The organism is Psychrobacter sp. SZ93C1, from assembly GCF_015864635.1.
GTDB classification, from domain to species: Bacteria; Pseudomonadota; Gammaproteobacteria; order Pseudomonadales; family Moraxellaceae; genus Psychrobacter; species Psychrobacter fozii.
This window is the reverse complement of the sequence record NZ_JADYWY010000008.1, coordinates 106,365-131,974: the sequence shown is the minus strand read 5'-3', so window position 1 is coordinate 131,974 and position 25,610 is coordinate 106,365. Positions and strand designations below refer to the sequence as shown.

The 25,610-nt window shown below is 43.4% G+C and carries 23 protein-coding genes; 12 read left to right on the top strand and 11 right to left on the bottom strand.

Annotated features, from left to right (window positions below):
• The first annotated feature begins 212 nt into the window (after positions 1-212).
• The gene (locus I6E83_RS11285; protein ID WP_110923585.1) at positions 213-731 is read left to right on the top strand and encodes an RNA pyrophosphohydrolase; all 519 of its coding nucleotides are present in this window, start codon (positions 213-215) and stop codon (positions 729-731) included.
• 118 nt (positions 732-849) lie between these two features.
• Here the strand turns inward: I6E83_RS11285 and I6E83_RS11280 are convergent, their stop codons facing one another.
• Together I6E83_RS11280 and I6E83_RS11275 are read right to left on the bottom strand one after the other, a co-directional pair.
• Positions 850-1,665 (bottom strand): NRDE family protein, encoded by an 816-nt coding sequence (locus I6E83_RS11280; protein ID WP_197102011.1) that lies wholly within the window; start codon positions 1,663-1,665, stop codon positions 850-852.
• Between the two features lie 76 nt (positions 1,666-1,741).
• Positions 1,742-3,400, bottom strand: coding sequence for a DUF4139 domain-containing protein (locus I6E83_RS11275; RefSeq protein WP_197102009.1), 1,659 nt, complete (start codon positions 3,398-3,400; stop codon positions 1,742-1,744).
• Between the two features lie 388 nt (positions 3,401-3,788).
• Between I6E83_RS11275 and urtA the strand changes: the two genes are divergently transcribed.
• The 9 genes from urtA (at position 3,789) to I6E83_RS14860 (ending at position 12,982) form a co-directional block, all read left to right on the top strand.
• Positions 3,789-5,141, top strand: a complete 1,353-nt coding sequence (gene urtA, locus I6E83_RS11270) for an urea ABC transporter substrate-binding protein (protein ID WP_197102007.1) — start codon at positions 3,789-3,791, stop codon at positions 5,139-5,141.
• A 168-nt stretch (positions 5,142-5,309) separates the two neighbouring features.
• Complete coding sequence (urtB, locus tag I6E83_RS11265; protein WP_413787065.1) at positions 5,310-7,136, top strand: urea ABC transporter permease subunit UrtB; 1,827 nt, start codon at positions 5,310-5,312, stop codon at positions 7,134-7,136.
• Positions 7,137-7,146: 10 nt separating this feature from the next.
• Positions 7,147-8,217 carry an urea ABC transporter permease subunit UrtC gene (urtC, locus tag I6E83_RS11260; RefSeq protein WP_197102005.1) on the top strand — a complete coding sequence of 357 codons (1,071 nt, stop codon included), beginning with the start codon at positions 7,147-7,149 and terminating at the stop codon, positions 8,215-8,217.
• A gap of 32 nt (positions 8,218-8,249) precedes the next feature.
• Positions 8,250-9,062, top strand: a complete 813-nt coding sequence (gene urtD, locus I6E83_RS11255; RefSeq protein WP_413786490.1) for an urea ABC transporter ATP-binding protein UrtD — start codon at positions 8,250-8,252, stop codon at positions 9,060-9,062.
• Positions 9,063-9,147: 85 nt separating this feature from the next.
• The gene (urtE, locus tag I6E83_RS11250; protein WP_110923591.1) at positions 9,148-9,846 is read left to right on the top strand and encodes an urea ABC transporter ATP-binding subunit UrtE; all 699 of its coding nucleotides are present in this window, start codon (positions 9,148-9,150) and stop codon (positions 9,844-9,846) included.
• Positions 9,847-10,166: 320 nt separating this feature from the next.
• Positions 10,167-11,051, top strand: coding sequence for a prolipoprotein diacylglyceryl transferase (gene lgt, locus I6E83_RS11245; RefSeq protein WP_194365000.1), 885 nt, complete (start codon positions 10,167-10,169; stop codon positions 11,049-11,051).
• A 45-nt stretch (positions 11,052-11,096) separates the two neighbouring features.
• A complete protein-coding gene (locus tag I6E83_RS11240) occupies positions 11,097-11,957 on the top strand; it encodes a thymidylate synthase (protein ID WP_197102003.1) in 861 nt (286 codons plus the stop codon).
• A 64-nt stretch (positions 11,958-12,021) separates the two neighbouring features.
• Positions 12,022-12,591, top strand: a complete 570-nt coding sequence (locus I6E83_RS11235) for a dihydrofolate reductase (protein WP_197102001.1) — start codon at positions 12,022-12,024, stop codon at positions 12,589-12,591.
• Positions 12,592-12,850: 259 nt separating this feature from the next.
• Positions 12,851-12,982, top strand: a complete 132-nt coding sequence (locus I6E83_RS14860; protein ID WP_265090868.1) for a hypothetical protein — start codon at positions 12,851-12,853, stop codon at positions 12,980-12,982.
• An 87-nt stretch (positions 12,983-13,069) separates the two neighbouring features.
• On the opposite strand, the gene uvrC is transcribed toward I6E83_RS14860, so the two are convergent.
• Together uvrC and I6E83_RS11225 are read right to left on the bottom strand one after the other, a co-directional pair.
• Positions 13,070-14,914 carry an excinuclease ABC subunit UvrC gene (uvrC, locus tag I6E83_RS11230; protein WP_197101999.1) on the bottom strand — a complete coding sequence of 615 codons (1,845 nt, stop codon included), beginning with the start codon at positions 14,912-14,914 and terminating at the stop codon, positions 13,070-13,072.
• Between the two features lie 246 nt (positions 14,915-15,160).
• The gene (locus I6E83_RS11225) at positions 15,161-16,687 is read right to left on the bottom strand and encodes a DUF3360 family protein (protein WP_197101997.1); all 1,527 of its coding nucleotides are present in this window, start codon (positions 16,685-16,687) and stop codon (positions 15,161-15,163) included.
• Positions 16,688-17,203: 516 nt separating this feature from the next.
• Between I6E83_RS11225 and I6E83_RS11220 the strand changes: the two genes are divergently transcribed.
• The gene (locus I6E83_RS11220) at positions 17,204-17,767 is read left to right on the top strand and encodes a DUF4442 domain-containing protein (protein WP_197101995.1); all 564 of its coding nucleotides are present in this window, start codon (positions 17,204-17,206) and stop codon (positions 17,765-17,767) included.
• 218 nt (positions 17,768-17,985) lie between these two features.
• Here I6E83_RS11220 and rplS read toward each other — a convergent pair whose 3' ends face one another.
• From rplS to rpsP, 4 genes are all read right to left on the bottom strand, one after another.
• The gene (gene rplS, locus I6E83_RS11215; RefSeq protein WP_110923619.1) at positions 17,986-18,378 is read right to left on the bottom strand and encodes a 50S ribosomal protein L19; all 393 of its coding nucleotides are present in this window, start codon (positions 18,376-18,378) and stop codon (positions 17,986-17,988) included.
• 212 nt (positions 18,379-18,590) lie between these two features.
• The gene (gene trmD, locus I6E83_RS11210; RefSeq protein WP_197101993.1) at positions 18,591-19,364 is read right to left on the bottom strand and encodes a tRNA (guanosine(37)-N1)-methyltransferase TrmD; all 774 of its coding nucleotides are present in this window, start codon (positions 19,362-19,364) and stop codon (positions 18,591-18,593) included.
• Between the two features lie 103 nt (positions 19,365-19,467).
• A complete protein-coding gene (gene rimM, locus I6E83_RS11205; protein ID WP_197101991.1) occupies positions 19,468-20,001 on the bottom strand; it encodes a ribosome maturation factor RimM in 534 nt (177 codons plus the stop codon).
• Positions 20,002-20,189: 188 nt separating this feature from the next.
• Positions 20,190-20,459, bottom strand: coding sequence for a 30S ribosomal protein S16 (gene rpsP, locus I6E83_RS11200; RefSeq protein WP_197101989.1), 270 nt, complete (start codon positions 20,457-20,459; stop codon positions 20,190-20,192).
• A 510-nt stretch (positions 20,460-20,969) separates the two neighbouring features.
• On the opposite strand from rpsP, the gene I6E83_RS11195 reads away from it, so the two are divergent.
• Positions 20,970-22,448 carry an ATP-binding protein gene (locus tag I6E83_RS11195; protein ID WP_197101987.1) on the top strand — a complete coding sequence of 493 codons (1,479 nt, stop codon included), beginning with the start codon at positions 20,970-20,972 and terminating at the stop codon, positions 22,446-22,448.
• Between the two features lie 56 nt (positions 22,449-22,504).
• On the opposite strand, the gene I6E83_RS11190 is transcribed toward I6E83_RS11195, so the two are convergent.
• The 3 genes from I6E83_RS11190 to I6E83_RS11180 form a co-directional block, all read right to left on the bottom strand.
• Positions 22,505-22,684 (bottom strand): hypothetical protein, encoded by a 180-nt coding sequence (locus I6E83_RS11190; RefSeq protein WP_110923624.1) that lies wholly within the window; start codon positions 22,682-22,684, stop codon positions 22,505-22,507.
• A 177-nt stretch (positions 22,685-22,861) separates the two neighbouring features.
• Complete coding sequence (locus I6E83_RS11185) at positions 22,862-24,550, bottom strand: ATP-binding protein (protein ID WP_110923625.1); 1,689 nt, start codon at positions 24,548-24,550, stop codon at positions 22,862-22,864.
• A gap of 309 nt (positions 24,551-24,859) precedes the next feature.
• On the bottom strand, positions 24,860-25,576 hold the full coding sequence (locus I6E83_RS11180; RefSeq protein ID WP_021812806.1) for a response regulator: 717 nt from the start codon (positions 25,574-25,576) through the stop codon (positions 24,860-24,862).
• Positions 25,577-25,610 lie beyond the last annotated feature (34 nt).

Sequence of the window (25,610 nt, the reverse complement as noted above, 5' to 3'; positions counted from 1 at the left end):
TCTATTTATAACTACTTGATTTTAAACAGCTAAACTCGTGAAACATTTTATAGCAAAATACTGTTACACATTTTGCTTGTTTCTTGGTTTAATAACGGTAATGAATCTTATTTTGACCTAATATCGACAACAATCACCTTATAATAATTATGATTTTCGTCATGGTTTTAGATTGAGATAAGCTATTTTAAATAAATTAAAAAGGTTTAGTCATGATAGATGCAGACGGCTTTCGCGCCAATGTCGGCATCATCTTGGCAAATACACAAGGGCAGGTTCTGTGGGCAAAACGTATTGGTCACAACGCTTGGCAGTTTCCGCAAGGCGGTATCGACCGCGGAGAGACGCCGATGGATGCGATGTATCGCGAGCTCTGGGAAGAGGTCGGCCTACATCCGCGTCATGTAGACTTATTGGCAGTGACGCAAGATTGGTTGCGTTATCGTTTGCCAAAACGCTATGTGCGACATGGACAACACCCTTTGTGTATTGGGCAAAAACAAAAATGGTTTTTGCTGCGCTTAGATGAGGCAAACACTCAACATATTCGCTTTGATGAAGGAAAACCAGAATTTGACCATTGGCAATGGGTCAGTTACTGGTATCCACTCGGACAAGTGATTCATTTTAAACGAGGCGTTTATCGCCGTGCCTTGCAAGAACTGGTGCGCGAGCTTCCCTTAAAGCAAGAACTGATTATTCCCGAACAAGAAAATCATTTAATAGTGTAATAAATCGCTCAATTTATAATGTAATAAAAAACACCCTCGGTAATGGCTAGAATTTTAGCGATTACCGAGGGTGTTTTTTATTGGTTTACAACTATTGTTTTCCAGCTATTATTTTCAGTTATTTTGAGTGATGATCAAACTCTCGACTGGTAATATTCGCGGTGAATTTTTCGCCCGTATCGCCCTCTTTGCGCAACGTCAAAATACTTTGGGTACGAGTCCCATAAGTGGGTATATTTTTTTCTGTATTGCCAAAAGCCACTGGTTCAATATAAACAGAAGACAGCATCTGCTCCACCTCAAACGCCACGCCAGTATCAGGCAGCTTATCTGCTGGCGCTGGCGTATTGTCAGATAACACATCGAGAGCTGCCTCATTCCAGTACTCTGGTGCACTATTTTCAGCAATGAGCGGCAATACCTCTTGGCGCAATCGTCCTCGCAGTTTTTCCGTCTTAAACCAGCTGTCTTCTGGCTGACCGTTAGAAAGCACATGCAAACCTGCATATAATGGCGTGGGCGCATGACCGCGATTATTAACGATGACGGCTTGTGCTGTATCACCAATAATAAGATTAAACCCAGCGTAATCCTGCAGAGCAATCTTTCGGGCAAAATCCATCGGGCTAATAGTACTTGTCAAAAAGTCAGTCACGAGCGCACCGCGCGAACGTTCGTCTGTTCCTGCCTGCACGCCATCACGAAAGTTTAATACTGCAGCCCAGCGTCCGTTTTGCTCAAAAAAACCTGTCTTCTTTTCTTGATGAATACCTAGCCACGTGCCTCCGCTTTGCTTATCACGTCCAGCATAAATAGGCTGATCAGACCATTGATGTAGCGACTCCGTTGGACGCTCCAGAAACTCATCACGATTGGACAATAATACCAATGGCAGCTCATCAAATAACTGCCAAGCAATGGCGACGATACACATAGCATTCCTTTTATAATAATCTTCTGTTATACCAATACTTTTTAGCAAAAATAAAGAGCATCGTTTGAGGTTTTACTTATTGATTGCCAGCCAACAGTTTATTGGCGGGATAGCTAACCTGAGACGTTGAGCGTATCACTTGTGACTGCTTACTTGGTAAATCGAACGCCCATGCTACTATGCCTTGGTTGTCATTCCAATCTCGTTCGGTTACAGGTGGCGTATGAGTGACCGTAACCTTCAGACTGTCGTCGCGACTGATAGGCTCACTGCCCAACACCTGCAAGCGTACACTGCGATTATGCTGATTGGTAAATTGATAGGCGTTGGTGGTCGTTATTGTTTGCGTACGGTTTAGCACACCTTTCTCACCTTGCTTGTCTTCATTGGTCAGCTCTTTGACCATCATATTTGGATCACTACCAAACCCAATCCCCTGCTCTTTTAGCATTTGGTAGCTATAACGTGATTGACCTACATAGTTGTCATCACGGTACAGCTGTAGCGAACCATCGACCCAGTCTGGTGTTAGAAATGGCGCTGATGCATACCAGTAGGCGGCAGTCTCGACGCTTGGTGTGCTGCGAATCCATAGCTTACTGCTACCATCCTGCTCTCCAATCACTGTACGCACACGTCTGCCATCACTTGGAATACTAACCAGCTGCGGTAAGCGATACTCGATGATGCCATTTTTATTTTGACTACTGACGGTGAAATTCGGTAGCGGTGCCATAGGCGCTGCTGCTCCTCCTTTGGTATAAGCCGCTTCTACCATCATAATAGGAGCAGCATCCATCATAGGTGACTCACGCCTAACCTTAGCATCTTGATTCTCTTCATATAATGACAGACGCTGCACATATGGCAGTTGCCCTGTCGTACTCTGGTTGGGGTTCACGGTACTGAGCGTCACAGGTACGTTTGTCCAATTCTCACCCGTTTGCTGAGCAATAATCGCAGAGGCCGTGATACTTAACTGCTCACTATTTGTGTTTAGGCGGGCTTGATACGCAGGCTCCCAACCTGCGCCGCGCACTTGGTAGTGCAACTTAATATTACTTGGCGAGCGACTGGCCGTGCGCACACTCACCTGTGTCACATTATTAAAGGTTGATGTCGCACTGCCTGACATAAGCTGATTAAGTGCGTCTTGAGCGCGTGCCTGACGTTGCTGAATCTCTAAAATTCTTTGGTTAATACTGGTCGCTTGAGACTCTATATCACGCGCATTATTAGCAATCGTACTATCCGTATTGACCTGCGTGACTTTGGTCAAATTCTGTAAATATGCTTTTGCTAAGCGTGCTGCTTCCAATTCTGCATTGATATTGGCTAAAGTACTTTGCTGCGTCTGTACCTTAGCATCACCTTGATATTGGCATTGCGCTGCTTGCTCTCCAGTCAATTCTTCAATACTGATTTCACCGACATTGACGTTACCCACCGCTTGTACGCTTAGACTCTCTTTGTCCATTTGAGGTGACAAACATGAAAACACAACGGTTTGTTCACCATTACCTGTGATGGGCAGCGCCCGTGTCACGCTTGCCAGCCCTTGATAGATAGTCACTTGCTCGACGCTGCTCGTTGCCGCTTGCGCCGAAGACAACCCCAATATGGCACTACTACCAAACATAAGCGGCAAAGCAAGACATCTGGCCATGTTATTAAGCGGCGATAATACGCTGCCATGGTCCGTTAAAACTGACGACTGTATTACATGTGCGTTCATACATCATTCCTTAGAAGTAAAATCCATCATGGCAGCAGCGCACTCTTTCTATAAGGTTGGCTATCAGATCAGCGCGCAAGATAATTCCTATCAAAAAATACTATCTCTCAAAGATATAACCGTAGCGTTTTTGACACTTTTTAGCAACAAATGTCTCTATCAAAGCTAACGTCATATTTTTATATTCTGCACGGTTTATCTATTTATTCCCTTTTATGGTGCAACCTACCAAGATCTATGCACTAGATTAATGATAAAACGCCACAATTCTTAATTATTGTACTGTTATTTCCCAAATAACGGCCTTTTTAACTTGGCATAGAACTTGAACTATTAATTACTGTTAAGTAACAGTATTTTATCTTTTGTATTTACTTAGGAGATGTCCATGTTTTCGTTACCAATTTTAGCCAACCCTCAGTTTGTTGAGTCGAATACTCCTAGCAAACTCAAATCACGCGTTTCACTATTGGCGATAGCCGTCATCAGTAGTTTGAGTCTCGCTGCCTGTCAAAAACCTGCAGAAACTGCGACATCGACAGAGACAACAGCCGAAACCACCACAGAAACAACGACTGAGCCTGCTGCTGATGGCGAGACCATCAAAGTGGGTATATTGCATTCATTGTCTGGCACCATGGCCATCTCCGAAACCTCTCTAAAAGATACCGCATTAATGACCATTGATGAAATCAATGCCAATGGCGGTGTACTGGGTAAGCAGCTAGAACCTGTAGTCGTTGACCCTGCCTCTGATTGGCCATTATTTGCTGAAAAAGCACGTCAGTTATTAACTCAAGATAAAGTGGATGTTATTTTTGGTGGTTGGACATCGGTATCACGCAAATCAGTACTGCCAGTAGTTGAAGAGTTAAATGGCCTGATGTTCTATCCAGTGCAGTACGAAGGACAAGAGCAGTCAGAAAATATCTTTTACACGGGTGCGGCGCCAAATCAGCAAGCTATTCCAGCAGTAGAATACTTGATGAGTGAAGAAGGCGGCGGTGCAGAGCGATTCGTATTGCTAGGCACTGATTACGTCTATCCACGTACCACCAATCAGATTTTAAAGGCATTTTTGAAATCAAAAGGCGTGGCTGATGCAGACATTATGGAGGAGTACACACCATTTGGTTTCAGCAATTATCAAACCATCGTATCTAATGTCAAAAAATTCTCGACGGGCAAGAAAACAGCGGTAATTTCTACCATCAACGGCGATTCAAACGTTCCGTTCTATCGTGAGCTTGCCAACCAAGGTATCAAAGCGTCAGATATTCCAGTCATGGCATTCTCAGTCGGTGAAGAAGAGCTGCGTGGCATCGACACCAGCCTATTGCAAGGTCATTTGGCGGCATGGAACTACTTTATGTCAATCAAAAACCCAACCAACAGTGAATTTACCAAACGCTATAAGCAATATGCATTAGACCAAAAACTACCGAATGCTGAAAAAGTCGTGACCAATGATCCAATGGAAGCCACCTATGTCGGTATCAATATGTGGAAGCAAGCCGTTGAAAAAGCAGGCACTACTGATGTCGATAAAGTACGTATCAGCATGGCTGGTCAGACGTTTGATGCACCTTCTGGTTACACATTAAAAATGGATGACACAAATCATCATTTATGGAAGCCTGTGATGATTGGACAAATTCGTGCGGATGGACAGTTTGACACTATTTTTAAAACGCCAGAGGTCATTCAAGCTCAGCCTTGGAGCGAGTACATTCCTAAATAGGCTGTCCACTGAATAAATTTGTGCTGACAGGTGCATTAATCGACGCCTACTCTCCACATTTATTTTCAACACGCTATATACCTAAATGTCTTATACATATCTCTATTGCTTAGTCCTCTAAGCAATAGAGCCAAGAATTTGTTGACCGTGGAAAACAGGGAGCCGCACATGCAGCGTCACATTTTATGCCCCTTTGCAGGGCAAATATCATCTAAGAATGGTAATGATCAGCAAGCATCAACGAGCGGGTTAATGAGGCACGCTGCGATTTTTTCAATATTTATACCTTTGCGGCTACTTGCTCTGACTGCATTATTTATAACGATTTTCACCACTTCTGCGTATGCTGACCATGATGGCCCAGCACATGATCATGATACGAATACTACTCATAGTGAGCCATCACTGGTCACAACTGCGAATGTATCTACTTCTACTCAAGCCAGTACCTCAGATACCTCGACAGCAGCTATAAACTCAGGCGATGCCATTCAACAATTTGTAGCTGGCGATTTTAGTAAGCGCCAAACCATGTTAAGCGACTGGCCTGGATCGGTTGAGAGTTTAGATAGCTTGGTTGAATTCATTGCCAATGATGAGCTATATCAAGGCAACGGTGGGCAAACGTATCTACTCAATGCAGATGATCAGCTATTTACTTATCCTGATAAAAAAGAGACTGACGATTGGCCAAGTGATTTATCACAAATCACCTTAACCAATGCGCTACGCTCAGCACTCATCTTTGGACAGGCTAAGGTCAAGCTAGCTTCTGACAAGCCCGCTCAGCGACTACAAGCCGTCGATATTTTAGCGAATAATATTGACCAAGTAGATCCAGCCATTATTACGGCAGCAGCGGTAAATGAAGACAATACTAAAGTCAAAAAGGCACTAACTGCGTTACAAGCTCGTATTGATTTCAAAAACGGCGACCTACCCACTCAGATTGCAGCTGTGCACCTACTCGCTGATAGCGATAGCCCACAAGTACTGGTCGATATCAAGTCTGCACTCGCGGCTGATAACTTAGACTCTACTCTTAAAGCTGCCCTTATCGATGCGGAGTCCAGCGTATCACGGCGTATCGAAATCAGCACATGGACGGGACATATTTTCACTGGCATGAGTACCGCTAGTATTTTACTACTCGCCGCGCTTGGCCTCGCTATTACTTTTGGTCTGCTTGGCGTGATTAATATGGCGCACGGTGAGCTAATCATGATTGGGGCTTATACCACTTATATGGTTCAAAACTTCTTTCAAGCTTATATGCCAGATATGGCAGGCTGGTATTTGCTTGCCGCTATTCCAGCCGCTTTTTTAGTCAGCGCTGTTATCGGTATGATTATTGAACGTATCGTGATTCGCCCATTATATGGTCGGGAGCTAGAAACCTTACTGGCGACCTTTGGCGTCAGTCTGATTTTGATGCAATTAGTACGGATGATTTTCGGTGCTCAGAACGTTGAAGTCAGTAACGTGGCATGGCTCAGCGGTGCATATCAAGTGTCATCCAGCCTTGTACTACCTTATAACCGTATCGCCATTATTGGTTTTACCGTTATTGTCGTGGCGCTACTGGTGTACTTACTCAACAAAACGCGCTTTGGATTGTTTATACGAGCTGTCACCCAAAATCGCCAAATGGCACGTGCTGTCGGTATCCCCTCTGCACGTATCGATATGATGGCATTTGGGTTGGGCTCTGGACTTGCTGGCATGGCAGGCTGTGCCCTTGCCCAAGTAGGCAACGTGGGTCCTGATCTGGGTCAAACCTATATCATTGATACCTTTTTAGTCGTCGTTGTCGGCGGTGTCGGACAAGTATGGGGCGCTGTACTAGCTGCCTTAGGACTTGGTGTGAGCGGTACGGTACTTGAGATTGGTATCGGTGCAGTACTGGCTAAGATTGTATTGTTGGTTCTTGTGATTCTGTTTATTCAGAAACGGCCACAAGGTTTATTTGCACTCAAAGGCCGCTTTGTCGAATAAGGAGATTTCTATGATACTGACCAAATTACTGTCTGATACCCCGCGTAGTGCTGTTTTAATTGGATTATGTTTTGCCGTACTACTAATACTGCCTTGGTTACATCTTATGCCGGAGACATCAGCCTTTCACCTTTCAGCCTACTGGATTACCTTGATTGGCAAAATCATGGCGCTAGCGATGGTGGCGTTGGCGCTAGATCTCGTCTGGGGCTATGCCGGTATTTTAAGCTTGGGACATGGCCTGTACTTTGCTTTAGGTGGTTATGCGTTTGGCATGTACCTAACACGCGAGACAGCAGGCGACGCGCTTCCTGATTTTATGCGATTTTTGAGTTGGACCGAGATGCCATGGTACTGGGCTGGCACACAGCACTTTTGGTGGGCAGTCGCACTGGTTGTATTGGTACCTGGCTTAGTTGCTTTTATCTTTGGTTTCTTTGCCTTCCGCTCAAAAATCAAAGGGGTGTATTTTTCTATCATCACTCAAGCCATGGTCTATGCAGCAGCCTTGCTATTCTTCCGTAATGAGACAGGCTTCGGTGGCAACAATGGCTTTACTGGTTTTACCACCTTACTCGGCTATGACATCACCGCTGCCTCTACCCGCTCTATGCTGTGCTTTGTCACAGCCTTAGCATTGTTAGTCTCTTATATGGGTTTACGTCATTTGATGAACCAACCTTATGGACGAGTGCTAGGTGCCATTCGTGACAGCGAAAATCGCTTGCAGTATCTAGGCTACCGTACGTTATGGTACAAGCTATCCGCTTGGGTATTGTCAGCTGTCATCGCTGGTATCGCAGGTGCGCTATACGTGCCGCAAGTAGGCATTATCAATCCGAGTGAGATGAACCCAGTGAACTCAATTGAGATAGCTGTCTGGGTAGCGACTGGTGGTAGAGGAAGCTTAATTGGCGTGATCTTAGGTACTGGTGTGGTGAATGCTGTAAAAACCTACTTTACGGTCGCCTACCCTGAGTTTTGGCTATTGATATTAGGTGGACTGTTCGTCGTCGTGACGTTGTTTTTACCCAATGGCATTATGGGCTTGTTCGATCGATTCAAAAAGGAGAAGCAATAATGCTAAATGATAAACCGTCAACGACTGAGCAAATTATTAACGAGTATGGACGTAATCATGGCGGTACTGGCCGCAGTCACCCAAAGCCATCAGGCGTCGATTTTAGCCATGGCATTGCATTATATTTAGAAGATTTAAGTGTTTGGTTTGATTCATTTCGAGCACTCAACAATCTGTCACTCTATATTGAAGAAGGTGAGCTACGCTGCATTATTGGCCCCAACGGTGCGGGTAAAACCACATTAATGGATGTCATCACAGGTAAAACCCGCCCTACCGAAGGCAGCGTTTTTTTTGGTCAAACCCACAACCTTGCTAACTTATCCACCGAAGAAATCGCCGAAGCTGGCATTGGACGTAAGTTTCAAAAACCTACTGTCTTTGAAAATTTTACAGTGATGGACAATCTGTTACTTGCTGCGCCGAAAGACAAGCGTGTGGTCAAAAGCTTATTTAATAAACTCAATGCCGATACTCGCGATACCCTCGACGCTACCCTACAACAAATTCGCCTGACCGATAAAATCAACAAGCCCGCTGGTTTGCTCTCACACGGGCAAAAACAGTGGTTAGAGATTGGCATGCTGCTAATGCAAAGCCCCAAGCTAATTTTGCTTGATGAGCCCGTGGCCGGTATGACTGATGCCGAAACTGAACATACCGCCGAGCTGTGTCTACGCCTCAAAAAGAACCATACCTTGGTTGTGGTCGAACATGACATGACTTTTATCGATGCCATCAGTGAAAAAGTCACGGTATTGGCACAAGGAGCGATTTTGGCTGAAGGTACGTTAGCGGAAGTGCAAGCTAATGAAGCCGTGATTGAGTCCTATTTAGGTCGATAGCTGAATTGATAGCTGAAATAATAATATTGACAAACTGCTATGCCATTTAGAGATTAGGAAACGATTCGAATGTTAGGAGACAGCCATGTTACAAGTTAACGATATCAATCAATATTACGGCGGCAGCCATATTTTACGAGACGTCTCGCTTACCGCGCCCATCGGCGAATGCAGTGTGGTACTTGGTCGTAACGGCGTGGGGAAGACTACCCTACTCAAATGTTTGATGGGGATATTACCGATTAAATCAGGAGAGATTTTGCTCAATGATAAAGACATTAGCAAAATGTCATCCGAGCAGCGAGTACGAGCAGGATTGGCTTATGTGCCTCAAGGTCGTGATATCTTTTCGACACTGACCGTAGAAGAAAATATCTTGATTGGTATGGCTAAGTTTTCACGCAGCAAGGCAAAACACGTACCCAAACATTTATACGATATTTTTCCCGTACTCGATGAGATGAAACATCGTCGTGGTGGTGACTTGTCTGGTGGTCAGCAGCAGCAACTTGCCATTGCCCGCGCCTTAGCCTCTGAGCCGACTGTGTTGATTTTAGACGAGCCAACTGAAGGTATCCAACCGTCTATTATTAAAGATATTGGTCGAGTTCTACGTGACTTGGCTGACAAAGGTGACATGGCAATTGTACTGGTTGAGCAGTTTTATGAGTTCGCAGAAGAGCTGGCTGACAATTACACCGTGCTATCACGCGGCAAAGTAGTGTCACAAGGCGCTGGCGATACGATGGTTGAAAACAAAGTACAAGATCTGGTCGCTATCTAGCTGCTTTTACTTAACTGCATTTATTTATGAGCACTTGGTAGTGAACACTCAATAACGCTAAAAATTGCGTTTTTATCCTGAGCTGCTAGCTACCAAGATTGGCGCTTGTTCGACAAGTCATCACGAAACCTTTTCACGATTACAGTCATTTGTCCTATTTCCTCCATCATCTTACCTGCTTCCTACCCTATGTGTTCTGCACTGTATCGACCGTTCAACTTCTCGATGCTAACTGATTGGCATCATAGCAATTGTGTATGCTCGACGAATGAAATTTGCTATTATAGTCAGCACTTTATTACCAATATTATGATGCCCTTATGATGATTCATCCTCAGTACGATCCTGTAGCGTTAGCCATTGGGCCTGTTGAAGTCCATTGGTATGGGCTGATGTATTTACTGGCATTTGCTGCCGCTTACGGTCTAGCTTGGTATCGCAGCACCAAACGCGATAACTGGACCACCGACATGGTGTCCGACTTGGTATTCTTTGGTGCGCTTGGCGTCATTTTAGGCGGCCGTGTTGGCTACGTCTTGTTTTATCAGTTCGGTGAATTGCTACAAAACCCTGCCTATCTTTTCAAAGTCTGGGAAGGCGGCATGTCATTCCATGGTGGCTTGATCGGCGTCATGCTTGGTATGCTATATTTCGCTCGCAAGTATAAAAAGACACCATTCCAAGTACTGGATTTCGTCGTGCCATGTGTACCAACGGGCTTATTGTTTGGCCGCATTGGTAACTACATCAATGGTGAGCTGTGGGGCCGTGTGTCTGACGGCGGCTATAATTGGTTGACGTACTTCCCGCAAGCTGCTGCTGCTGATATGCAACAATTGCAAACCAATCCTGAACTCCAAGAGCTGATGACTGAAGTCAATGGTCAGTATCTGCTGCCTCGTCATCCTTCACAATTATATGAAGCGCTTGCTGAAGGTCTATTGCTGTTCTTATTCTTATGGTGGTATTCATCAAAACCCCGCCCTCGTATGGCAGCGACCGGTATTTTCATGTTGGGTTATGGCATTAGCCGTTTCATCATCGAGTTCTTCCGTCAGCCAGACGTCGACCAAGGATTCATCCTGTTAGGTTGGATGACCAAAGGGCAAATGCTAAGCGCCCCGATGATAATCATTGGCTTTATCCTATTAATCTACGCCTACAAACGCGGCATCTATGACTGGGGTAAGCAAGCTGCTTATTAAGCTATATACCAATCAGTGTACTAAACAATACCGACGAGCATTTTTATGATTAACAGCAATAACGAGCAGGGCTATTTAGACTTGCTCAAACACGTTTTAACCACAGGTACGGAGAAAGGCGATCGTACTGGCACTGGTACGCTCAGCCACTTTGGCGCACAGCTGCGTTTTGACTTAGCGTCAGGGTTTCCGCTATTGACTACCAAAAAAGTCCATTTTAAATCCATCGCCTATGAGCTATTTTGGTTTTTAAGTGGTAGTACTCACGTTGATTATTTGCAAGCTAATGGCGTACGAATTTGGAATGAATGGGCTACTGCAGAGCAGACGGCGCGCTTTAATCGACCTGCTGGTGATTTGGGCCCTGTCTATGGTCATCAATGGCGCAATTATGGCGCAACCAAAGATGAAGACGGTAATTACCATGCTGATGGTGTCGATCAAATCACCCAAGTTATCGAGCAAATAAAGACCAACCCCAATTCACGTCGCTTAATCGTGTCTGGTTGGAACCCTGGAGAAGCAGATCAAGTCGCCTTGCCGCCTTGTCATACCATGTTTCAATTCTTTGTCGCGGACAATAAACTGTCATGCCAGCTCTATCAGCGTTCAGCAGATTTATTTCTAGGTGTGCCGTTCAATATTGCCAGCTACGCGCTACTTACCCATATGGTCGCGCAGATTTGTGGTCTAGAAGTGGGCGAATTCATCTGGACAGGTGGTGATTGCCATATTTACCAAAATCACCGCGAGCAAGTTGAATTACAGTTGACGCGTTCACTATATACACTGCCAACGTTGACACTTAACCCTGATGTTAATGATATTTTTGCCTTCAATTACGAAGACATTAGCGTCGAGGGTTATGAGTCGCATCCTGCTATCAAAGCGAAAGTTGCGGTATAGCATTGGTCTGATTGACTACTTTAAGTAAGCTTAAAATTGTAAAAGATAATAAAAAGGATAGATTATGAGTTATGCCCACACCGAAGTTGCCCAAATCGCTGCTATCAGCAGCAACCGTTGTATCGGTAAGGATAATGAGCTACCGTGGCATATCTCAGCAGACTTGCAGCACTTTAAGAAGATGACGACCAAACAAAATGATGGTGGCATACAAGGCATCGTCATTATGGGCCGTAAGACGTTTGAATCAATGGGCAGTAAGCCTTTGCCAAAACGTGTTAGCTTCATCATCAGCAGCCAATTGGATTATGCTGAGCAAAAAGGCCTCGTTGGAAAGGACAATGCTTACGTGGTACACAACCTAGACGATGCTTTGACACAAGCAGCCAGTCTGGCACATGGCGCGCATCTAGATACTATTTGGATCATTGGCGGCGAGCGCGTCTTTAGCGATGCATTGATGTATACCGACCGTATTGAACTGACCCATGTAGACACCGACATTACCGATGGTGATGCGTTTTATCCTGAATTGCCAAGTGAATTTGAAGTGGCAGAAGCGTCTGAGCAGATGCATGATGAAAAGAGTGCGTTAGATTTTAAATTTGTGACTTATAAAAGTAAGCAAGGCTAATGCCATTTAATACGGTATTTATAATCTATGACTAGAGAGGAGAAACCAAATATGCAAAATTAAAAAAGCCCAGCAAAATTAATTGCTGAGCTTAAAAAACTTTTAGATAAGACAACTGTGGAGCTAGACTCCGCTATTAGCATACTAATAAAGTTTATTTACCTTGGTAGGGTTCATATATTTTATAGTAAATGCTAATAAGTGTCTATGTCTAGTCTCCATGGTTATGAATTCCTAATCATAATTATGGAGGTCGTTAATGGCCATTCAATGCGGTTACCCTAAAGCTGTGCATGTTCGTTGGTATTTACGCTATCGATTTAATCGTTGGGAGCGCGTCTGCGAGCACTGCCGTAGCTATCCAAACCAGCAGTTAAGTTTTGATTTTTAGCGATTGAAGATTTTAATCTTCTAAATACTACTAACGTTAAAACGACAACAGATTTGCTTCTGTTGTCGTTTTTTTTAATATATCCAGCTACTCATGTAATACTTTATACACCGTTTTTGCAAGTACCGGACCAATACCTTGCACTCCAGACAGCTCTTGTTGGGAGGCGCCAAGCAATTGCTGCATACCGCCAAAGTGATTGAGCAGGTCACGACGACGCTTTTCACCCAGTCCCGGTATCACTTCTAGCACTGACGATGAACGACGCTTATCACGCTTTTTACGGTGCGCCGTAATCGCAAAACGATGTGCCTCATCACGAATATGCATCAATAAATGCAGCGCTTTACTATCCATTGGTAGATCTAGTGGCTCATGATCGATAAAGTACAATACTTCAAGCCCAGCCTTGCGCCCTTCCCCTTTTGCCACACTAATGAGCAAAGTATCACCAAGAATACCCAACTCAGTTAATACTTCTTTGGCGATGCCAAGCTGACCTTTACCACCATCAATAAGCAATAGATCTGGCAACGGCTGCTTTTTATAACGCCGTGTCAGCACTTGTTTCATCGCTGCATAGTCATCACCGCCTACGATGTCATGGATTGCATACTGACGATAATCACGCCGACGCGAGCCACCTTGGTCAAATACCACGCAACTACCAATGGTCGCTTCACCCATCGTATGTGAGATATCAAAACACTCAATCCGATCAATGGTTCGATCGGTGACATCCGCCAATACATCTTTTAATGCACCAAAGCGCGCATGCAATTCTAAATAATCGCCCAGCTTGGTTTTTAGCGCGTTATTGGTGTTCAGTTTTGCCAAATCTAACCACTCTGCACGATGTTCACGTACATTGGTTTTGATAACGACTTTGCTACCAAAGTGCGTCGCCAATGCCTCGCTCACTGCCACTTGATCAGGAAGCTCATGAGTTAGCATAATTTCTGCGGGCAAATCATCCGTCACCTGAAAATAGAAAGAAGTAATAAAAGCAGATAAATTATCCGCGAGCGATTCGCTGCTGTCGACATCAGGGAAATAGTTCTTACCACCCAGCATACGACCGCCACGGACAGTCAGTACGTTGACACACGTCATGCCTGCCTGACTGGCAATGGCAATCACATCAGCCTCACCTTGTACGGTATAGACAGCTTGCTTGGCCTGCACTTCACGCAGCATAGAAAGCTGATCGCGATAAAATACCGCTTTTTCAAAGTCTAACTCTTCAGCTGATGCTTCCATTTTTTCAATCAGCGTGGTGTGAATATCACTAGAGTCACCCTTTAAAAAACGAATGGTATTGTTGACGTCCTCGGCATACTCTTCTGCTGATACCAGACCCACGCAAGGCGCGCGGCAGCGTTTGATTTGATATTCAAGACATGGGCGCTTACGTTGATTGAAGAAAGTATTGGTACATTGGCGCATTTGAAACATTTTTTGCATCAGCACCAATGTCTCTTTTGCCGCATGCGCAGATGGAAACGGTCCAAAGAATCGACCTTTTTGATGATTGCCTTTACCGCGACCGTACGCCAATCTCGGATAAGGCTTGTCGGCTGAGATAAACACATAGAGGTAAGATTTATCATCACGCAATAGCACATTATATGGTGGACGGTATTCTTTAATCAGGTTTTGCTCAAGCAGCAGCGCTTCAGTCTCACTACGCGTGATAATGGTTTCGATATCATGGATACGCGCCACTAACGCTCGAGTCTTTGGATGATCGATCGTCTTTGCAAAGTAGCTGTTTACGCGGCTTTTAAGTGATTTAGCTTTGCCAACGTATAAGATATCACCGTTTTTTCCCAGCATTTTATACACACCTGGTAAATTTGGTAGGCGCTGAATTAAATGTTTAAGACGGGCTTTTTTATCATCGATAGGGCTCGATTCTGAGACATTAACCATAGAATTTACTGCTCTCAAGATACTGATATATAGCTAGTTATGGGGCGATAATGAGCATTTTGCAAGAATACTTATAATACCAATCCTCAAAAATATAAATAGTTTTGTCAAACTCACTTAATCTACTAGATGCAATACTTCCTACTCACCTTACTTGAAACTCAAACCAGAGAAAATATTAGCTTAACAGCAGCCACAAAAAAGCCAGCTCTAAGGCTGACTTTCTCATAGGTAAGCAAGATGCTACTAATGACGGAAGTTTGCCATCAATGCTGGAATGCCTGGCAGCATACCAACGATAGCCATCACGCCTGTCAGTACCACAAACATAATACCTGGTATGATCCAGCGGCTCATTTTAGTCAAATTGGCACTACGTTCTTTAGAGCCAATCAAGCCCAAGTTATCGAGCAACAATGTGAGTGACCAACCAAATGCCGGATTCACCAGTGCAGACGCGAATACCACGATAGCGGCAGACTGGGTCGTTTTTCCTTCGCGCGTCATTTCCATGCCAGCTTCAAGCAGTGGAATAAACACACCAACAATCAATGCCACACACATCACTGGCTGCCAGATGGCCAGATCCATTGGATAGCCCCAAACACCTGCGATAATACAGAATAATGCTGTCAATAAGGCACCGGCAGGAATCGGACGTTTGGCAATCGCTGCTGGGACAATATACGTGCCCCACGATGATGCAAAGTTAGCACCGCCCAATACAGAGCCGACGACCTGACGAAACGATGCACTAGTCATGGTGTCATCGATATCCATGAGCACTTTTTCAGTACGTTTAGGATAGCTGATTTTTTGGAACACCTGATGACCTAAAAAATCTGGTGACCACATCGCAACGGCCAAAATAGCAAATGGCAGTACGACAATAAAGCTTTCAACCGTCGGTAATCCTAGCATCCAACCGGTATTTTCACCCCACCAATACATCGGGTTCATATTCGGCAAGCCTGGTGCAGTTTTGAACTCAAAGGGCGCACCCAATGCAAATGCAAGTCCGCCACCTAGTACACAGCTTAGCGGAACCGCAAGCCAGCGTTTTTGCCAGTGCTCAAGTAATGCATATAGCAGAATAGTGGCCAAAATAATGAAGAAGGCAATATGCGACATGCCGATACCTTCTGCCCATGCAAAGAGGTTTTTGACCTGTGAGGTAGTACCGATAAACCCTAAGTAAATCAACAGGCCACCGCACACACCTTTACTAGTCAGATTTGCCAGCAGACTGCCCCCTTTACTGATTGCCAATAGCAAGCCAAAGGCACCGATGAGCAGACCAAATGCCATTGGATGGCCACCAGCGGCTACAACAATAGGAATTAGTGGAATAAGGGGGCCGTGAGTACCTGCAAGGTTGGCTGTCGGGAGTAGAAATCCTGAAAATAAGATGATAAAAAATGAAACGATTAATAGCTCATAACGAACGTTTTCTAAAACAAACGCATCGCCCAAACCAAGTGGACCTGCAAATGTTGCAGCAATCGCACCCACCATAACCACTTTACCAATCGTCGCTGCCATTGCAGGAATAGTATCTTCATACTCAAAGCGATAATCACGAAAGGGCAAATTGGGACGCCAGCGTTTGGGCTGCATGATTTGCAATTCATGATTGAGATAATCATCACGACTCTCAAAACTCGAACTTGGTTTGTGCAAATCGACATAGCTACCTGATAACTCTGTGTCGTAATCGGATGGGTTTGACGGCTGTTGATTAGACCCTGAAGAAGGGATCTGAGTGTTACTCATCACATTTCCTTGTGTCGTCTGAGGCTTAATTTAACTGATAATTTGATAGTGACATTTAATGTGACTAAAGCGTCCATTAAAAATTGCAAGCCATTGTATGACATGAGAACTCGAAATGCGAACTTAGAACCACTCAAAAAGCCAATACACTATTATAATCTATAAATTAAAGTTTCTATTTAATGTAAAATTGAACTCAATAGAAAACCATGAGGAAAAAACATACCTAATATAGGCTTTAAATTAGAATAAATGAACTTTTTCTTGATAATTATCCGTATCTAGACATTTGTCATCACATAACTAAATATTAAAGATAGGTATAATAAATAGTTTATTATAACTTTTAAGTAATTCTAGAAAATCCATGTCAGTTACGCTTTAAGGCTAGCGGTCTTGATGTTTTTTACTTATGATAAATACCCCCTAATGATTATGCTCAATACAGATACCTTTCAGATAATCAGCTATATCAAAATAAATAGAAAAACTTAGAAGCAATAACAGGATAAGTTCATGCGTTTACTACCATCCAATTTTGAGACCTTAAAACGTCGGGCTAAACAAAGCATCATGCCATTACTGACACCACATTTGCTTAAGCTGCGCATCAACACCTACGCACCTTATGTCGGTGCAGGCATCAAAATCGATCATATAAGTCTGGATCAAGGTCTGTGCGTCGTCAGTATGGGACTCAATGCTTTGAACAAAAATATCGTCGGTACTCAGTTTGGGGGCAGTTTATATTCAATGGTTGATCCATTTTATATGATTATGCTCATGCACCAACTTGGTAGTAGCTATGTTGTGTGGGACAAAAGCTCAAATATTGATTTTATAGCGCCGGGTTATAGCAAAGTTACCGCACGCATGAAGATTGCCAGCTCCGAAATTATTACCATTCAAGAAATGGCGAAAGATGGTGATGCGGTCTTTCGTGAATATAAAGTCGATATAGTCGACGAGCAGCAAAAAGTTATTGCGATCGTCACAAAGACGATATATATCCGACTGCGTAAGTACAGCAAATCTAAAGACCAAAGCAGCCGTATAGATAATTTTGATGACGAAGATTAGAGCCTACTAAACATGTCATGCTCAACTCTCATTTAAAACCCCACATACAAAAACCCCAACCTAGCTTTCGCATAGATTGGGGTTCTGTCTTTTTTGGTATGGCCCGCTTATTTATATGATAAACCTATGAATAAGGGCTTGTATCTACTTTTGCGTAGTTGCCTTGCCACTTCATTAGCAGCTCAGCAACCGTAGCAAGTTTAAGCAGTTGCTTAAACTTATGCCTTAGCGGCAGCTTTCTTTGGAGCAGCTGCACGCGGAGCAAGTTTTTCGCGGATACGTGCTGATTTACCAGAACGCTCACGTAAGTAGTACAATTTCGCACGGCGAACAGCACCACGGCGTTTAACTTCAATGCTTTCAATGATTGGTGAATGCAATTGGAATGCACGCTCAACACCAACACCGCTTGAGATTTTACGTACGGTAAACGCTGAGTTTAGACCGCGGTTACGCTTAGCAATTACAATGCCTTCAAAAGCCTGTAAACGCTCACGCTCACCTTCACGTACTTTTACTTGAACCACAACGGTATCGCCGGGTGCAAAGCTTGGGCGCTCAATCAATTGAGCATTTTCGATGACCTGAACTAATGGATGCTTGTTGCTCATGAGAGTTATCTCCTCACATTAGATAATAGAGGCTTAACGCATATCACCTGTTTGTAATAATTAATCGCATCTCTTTATGGTGAGACACAACGTAAATGGTTTATAACCAACGGCCACTATGCTATGACCTGTTTTATTGTTGCTCAAAATTGTGTTTCTTAACTGTTTATCGAATCCGTGCTTTATAAGACAGTTTTTTATCAATCCTAACCTTATAAAGTCTTATTTTTTTCTGCTTTTGCCAATGCTTTTAACCACTTTGCTTGCTCTACCGTTGGTGTGAACGCTTGCCACAAGTCTGGACGACGCGCTTGCGTGCGACTGACTTGCTGACTAAAGCGCCACTTAGCGATATTGGCATGGTGACCTGACAGTAAAACATCAGGAACCGCCATACCAGCAAAATCATGTGGCTTAGTATAATGTGGACAATCAAGCAATCCATCAACGAAGGAGTCTTGCTCAGCTGACTTATCATCACCCATAATGTCAGGCAGACGACGTATCACACTATCCATTAGCACCATTGCTGGTAGCTCACCACCAGTCAAGACATAATCACCGAGTGATACTTCCATATCGACATACTGTGACAGTAAGCGCTCATCAATACCTTCATAACGACCGCATAATAAAATCATGCCATCGTAATCAGTCATACTGACCACACTACTCTCACTGAGCGTCTGCCCTTGTGGCGACATATAAATCACCGGACAGTGCTCACTATCGACACGGCAGCCATGTTGACTGGCTCGTAAGCGCGCATCCTCAATAGCTTTTGACAATGGCTCAGCCATCATCAGCATTCCAGGACCGCCACCATACGGGCGTTCATCAATACGCCGATAGTTATCAGTGGTATAATCACGTGGATTAATGCATTCTATCGTCACTTGCTCCTGAGTGACCGCCCGACCCGTGATACCAAAATCACGAATCGTGGCAAACATCTCAGGAAAAATACTAATAACGGCAAAATACATCTGATGTCTACTTGGCGTAGTGGTTAATAAGTGTTAAATGAATCGGTATAATTATCGATGACACTTAACAATAAAGCCGAAACTTATATCGTTAAAGCGGATATCAATAATCACTTGGCCAAGACACAAGCACTGTTTTTTCAGTCATATTGACCTTCATTACCGTTTGCTTATGCCATGGAATCAGGCGCTCTTCATTATCCAAACTGTCTGAGTTTGCCGCTACACGCATGATGTCATGGGCACCGGTCTCAAACATTTCAGTGATATTGCCTAGATATTCATCTTGCTCGTTCATCACGCGCAAGCTGACCAAATCCGACCAATAATATTCGTCTTCAGCTGTTTCAGGCAAAACGTTTTGTTCGACCCAAACGGTAACACCGTTCATGGTCTCAGCAACATTACGATCAGGAACTTGCTCAAATTGAGCCACGATTCCTGTTCCTTGCTCACGCCAAGCTTTAACAGTCAAAGGTTTCATGCCTGTGGCAGTTTTCATCCACCACGGATGCATGTCAAATATTGCCGTACGATCATCTGTATCACTAAAGACCCAAAGCCAGCCTTTAATACCATAAGGCTTTTTCAGCTGACCAATTTTCATAAGGGCACTAGCGTTTGGAACTGATGACATAACGGCTAACCTAACAATGATTAAAACAGAAATTATAATTACATTTCAATCAAAAGCGATAAACGCAATCAAAATCAATAAACAGTTAATGGCGTACCCTGGTTAGACCAGTTACGCTATATTTACTAAAGTCTACTGAGGGATGCTCATGATTTTGCTATCAGCATCTCAGTAATAGTAACGAAAACTTAAGCAGTTGCTTCAGTTGGTGCTACAGACTTGTTGTAAGCTTTTACTAATGAAGCAACGCGATCTGAAGGTTGTGCACCTTTTGCGATCCACGCGTTGTACGCTTCCATGTTTAGGCGCACTGCTTCTTCTGAATCTTTAGCGAGTGGGTTAAAAAAGCCGATGTTTTCAATATAGCGACCGTCACGCGCGCGGCGTTGATCAGCAACAACTACTTGATAAAATGGGCGTTTCTTGGCACCGCCCCGTGCTAAACGAATAACAACCATGTGAATTCTCTCTTTCGCAGGTATACCAAAAAGGGCATAATTATATCACAGTCTTTATTTATTGAAAACATAAACTGTGCTTATTTAATTATTTATTAACAATAGCTTAAATGCACATCGATGTAAAACATAATTGCTCATAACCTTTTATTTTCAATCAGTAATTTGACTGTCTTCAGCATATGGAATAGGTAAAATACAAAGTCACCTTATCCCTATTCTCACACGCATTTTAGATAATCCTATGGCTGATTTATCAAGTCAAAGCGACGTCAGTACCTTTCATGGATTATGCTATAGTTGAATTCAAATAATTTCGATACAAGGAAACCAAGTGCAAGTTATACATTAGTATGCTTAGCAAGATAAATATACTGACCAAGTTCGATACCGTCATCTAGTTGATAATAACCAAGTCTAAAAAGCAGAGTTCATCCTACAAGCAGTATAATAACGGTTTGGCTCAATAATCGATTTAATAAAATACCTCTCTCAACATGTTGGATTAATATGACCACCTCACACCCAAAACCACGTCGTAAAGGTTGGCTGCCACGCTCCTATTCCAACACTTGGCTGACAACCTTGATGGTCTCCTTTATTGTCCTTATCAGTGTTGGCTTGTCGATTTTGTTTTTTTGGCGAAGCTTGTATTTGCCAGAGCTAAAAAACCATGCGCGCTATTTAACGAGCGAGCTACAGCTGATGAACAGTGTCAATCAAGACTGGAAAGACCGTCCTGAGGTACGCCGATGGATTTATCAGCATTCTCATGTGGTGGTGGTGAATAATCCGAATGACTTTCCAGAAGTGTCTGATAAGGCGTTTGTTGGTGTCTTTACTGATGTGTTGCAACGCGAAATCGGTGCGCAGTTAGGTAGGCCTGTTGAGGTGTATTTTAAATTTAAACCGACACCGCAGCTTTGGGTACAAGACAGCCGAGACGATAGCTTTTGGATTCGTGAACCAGTGGTCTATTATTCTCAGTACAGTCCAGGATTGTTGGTGCTATTCCTCATTGGGTTACCTATTCTGTCGCTGCTAACCATTATCTTACTGGCACGACAATTGAACCGCCCATTGCGATATTTACAGCGTGCTGCAACCAATTATATTCGCCTTGGTCACGCAACTACCTTACCAACGCAAAAAGGGCCTACAGAGATACGCCAAGTCAATATGGCGTTCAATCGTCTATTTACGACGTTAAACCAAGCGCAAAAAGAGCGCACAATTATGCTTGCTGGTATCTCACATGATCTGCGAACACCATTGACTCGTATGCGCTTGACCGCTGAGATGCTACCAGATGACTTTTTTCGAGAAGGGTTGATTTACGACATCGAAGATATGGATGCTATCTTAGAGCAGTTTATCTCATTTATGAAAGACGGTTCCGATGAGCCAGTGAGCCTGACTAATTTGAATACCATTTTTAATGAAATCATGGTGCAGTTTGCACCGATGGAATTCATTTACCAGTCAGAGTGTCACAAAGTTGTTCCTATACGCCCCATGTCTATCAAACGCCTCATTATAAATCTGGTAAACAATTCGAAGCGTTATGGCAAGGGACCTATTTATCTATCGGCGACTGTGATGCCGACATTTATAGAGACTATTGAAGATGAAGATAGTGACGTGGTCAGTGAAAGTGCTGTCAATCAGGAAGCACAAGAGCAACTAATGATATGCGTAAGGGACTGTGGTGACGGCGTTGCAGAGGATCAATTAGAGCGTATTATGCAACCTTTTGAACGGGGAGAGACTGCACGTACCACCCAAGGTAGCGGTTTAGGTTTGGCTATCGTAGACCGTATCGCAAGATTGCATCATGGCACAGTAGAAGCTATCAACCATCCCGAAGGTGGACTACAGGTTTGTGTACGTATACCTTTGCTTTCTAAAGTTGCTGGAGATAAGACCGTCGCTGCCGATACTGAAGAGCACTCTGGCTCTGATAACAACCTATTGAACAAAGACGACTAGACTGAAAATGACTAGAGCTAGAAAATACTTCATTGCAGTTTTTGCATGAATAAAAACTAGTCTCTAGTTCCGATGACAGGAGGGATATACTTGGCGCTATTGGTAAACTCTAATGGTTGAGTAATACTTTCTTGCGCAGCTTTTAACGTTTGAGTCGTCGAAGGCTGCTGTAAGAATAAGTAATACCCTAGCGTTATTGCGTTCAAAACTACCAAACCACCAAATAAATACGGCATCCTTTGCCCTCCTCTACTTTCAAAAAATCTACTTTTAAAACCATTATTGGTACTGCCATACTGATGATGATTACAGCTAAAAAATAATTAGACTGGTGGTAATTTATAACCTATTAATTTATGTCTCAACTACTCTTTAAGAGTAGCTATGACATTATATACTGCCTTTATTTATCATCACTTGTCATCAAAACCACGTTCACTTTTCTCCTGCGTCAACTCGTCAGCAGCCAGAATTTGTGTCAGTGGTTTAATCGGCCATGTCATAACAAATCGGGCACCACCAAGTGGCTCGCTCTCATCGACTTTCATACTACCATTAAACCAAAAAGCAATACGCGATACAATAGATAATCCTAGGCCATAGCCACCTGATGCTCGCGTACGACTATCATCTAGGCGTGAGAATGGAATAAATACTTTTTCGCGATCTGCTTCTGGAATACCATGACCATCATCTTCAACACTCACAAACGCATTGCCTTTTTTGACGCCTGCGCTAATGACAATCGTTGTCTCTGCATAGCGTAATGCATTGCCTGCAAGGTTTTGAATAACACGATGTAGATAGCGTCGGTCGGCAATGGCGGTTACTTTAGCATTCGGCAGTTTGGTCACTATCTTGATTGGCTTACCTAGTGCATTGGTCTCACGCTCAATCTGCTCAAGTAATTCTCTAAGATTGACCGGCTCCAAATCTAGTTTTGGCGAGCCTTCTTCAAGCTTGGCATAGGTCAAAATCTCATCAATCAAACCATTGAGCGACTCAATATCTTCATCAATATAGTCGCGCTGCATAAAGCGTGAGTCTTCATCATCAGTATCAGCAAGCATATCGACAGCAAAGCGAATACGAGCCACAGGCGTACGTAACTCATGTGACACTGCTCGCGTCAGCTCTCGCTGCGACTCAATCAAACGTTTGATATGTGAGGTCATCGCATTAAAGGTCGCTGCTAAACGAGCAATTTCATCTTGCCCAATCACTTGCACCTGACTTTCAAGGTTACCTTTGCTGACTTCATTGACACCGACCTGAATCAACTGCAATTTGCGTTCAAGCGGGAAAATCAATGCATATACACCCAAGCTGATCAAAAACATGCTGATCAAAATCATACTTATAATCAAATTGAGGGGAAACCAGTTAAATAAAGGTACTGGCCCAATCAAAATTGCCATATCATTGATTTCAGAAGGCACTACTATCTGGATAGCTGAGTTGCTTTTACTGCTATTGGTATCCTGCAGTGAGATAACAACCTCATCACGGCGCAATCGCCCCATCTGATCGGTATCCAAATCTAGCGTATTAACTGCTTTGAATTCCAATGGGAAGGAGAACTTCTCTTCTAACTGAGCCAAGCGTGCACGTTTATCAGGCAGCGTCACGTGATAAGATAAATCATCTAATAAGAATACAGCTATTGCACGCACTTGCTGTTCAGTGACTTGCGTAACCCTAGCCGTTAGGACATTTTTATTGTCAGGTAAACGATAATAGACATCGGCATGCACAGGCTGAGTAACATAGCGTACGACTGTGTTGTCATTTTCAAAACGTCGCAATTCACTGGCATTAAAGTCCACGTCAGTAATAGGCACAATACTGAATTTCGAGCCAAATAAACTACTCGCATCAGACAGCCAGTACTCACGCTGCTCCGCACTCTCCTGATGAGAAACACCTTCGCTCACCAGATGAAAAGCGCCCTTGGCCATATTTTCACGATAGGACTGTACACGCTCTTTATTGATTGTATCCATCAATAACTGGGCAAATAACGCCACACATAAACAGACTATGAGTAGTCCAGCATAGATACGAACAAAAATACTGTGTTTTAAAGAAGAGACTAATGACATACGTGCCGTGACCAACTTAATGAATAAAAACTGCTGATATCATGCAGCACATAAGCGCTGTATAACAAATAATATCAAACAGTATGGAGTAAAAACTATCCTAGCTATTATGTTTTTTGTGTTGAGCTGATACTTAGCACACTTTGTATCATGTGCAGGGTCTCAGTCACTACAATAATTGTTTAATTAAACCACATAACACTATAATTAAGTTCAAAAATTCAAATTTAGCCATAAAAAAACCAGCATAGTTGCTGGTTTTTTATATGACGATTATCAATAATAAGTAATTGCTCAAAGGAACGAAAATTAGTTGCCTTCTTTCACAAATAAATAACCTTTGCTACGTACGGTTTTAATACGTTTAGGGTTTTCTGGATCATCACCAATCTTTGGACGAATACGTGAGATACGTACGTCAATTGAACGATCTTGACCATCATATTCAATACCGCGTAGACGCTCAAAAATATCTTCACGAGATAGAATACGACCAGCATTAGAAGCTAGCAACCATAAAAGGTCATATTCAGCACTGGTGAAATCAACCAGCTCATCGCCTAGATTCACTGAACGACCACCATTGTCGATGACTAACTCACCAAACTCTAGACGCTGTGGCACGTCTTCTGATGGTGCATTTTCTGAACGGCGTAATAATGCACGAATACGGGCAAGCAAGACACGTGGCTGAGCAGGTTTTGCGACATAATCATCGGCGCCCATCTCAAGACCTAGTACCTGATCCATATCTTCAGTACGAGCCGTCAGCATCAAAATAGGATTTTGGTAATGCGGGCGAACTTCACGACAAACCGTTAATCCATCGCTACCAGGAAGCATCACATCAAGTACAACCAAATCTGGTTGCTCATTGACGATACGGCGAATAGCACGATTACCATCTGTTTCAATCGCTACTTCTAAACCGTTTTTGACCAAGTAATCTTGGGTCAGCATGGCCAGACGCTCATCATCCTCAACAATCAAGATTCGGGGGGTGTTGTCTTCTTCATTCGTTGTCATTGTTATATCCTCTAATACATCTAATTTAAAAGTA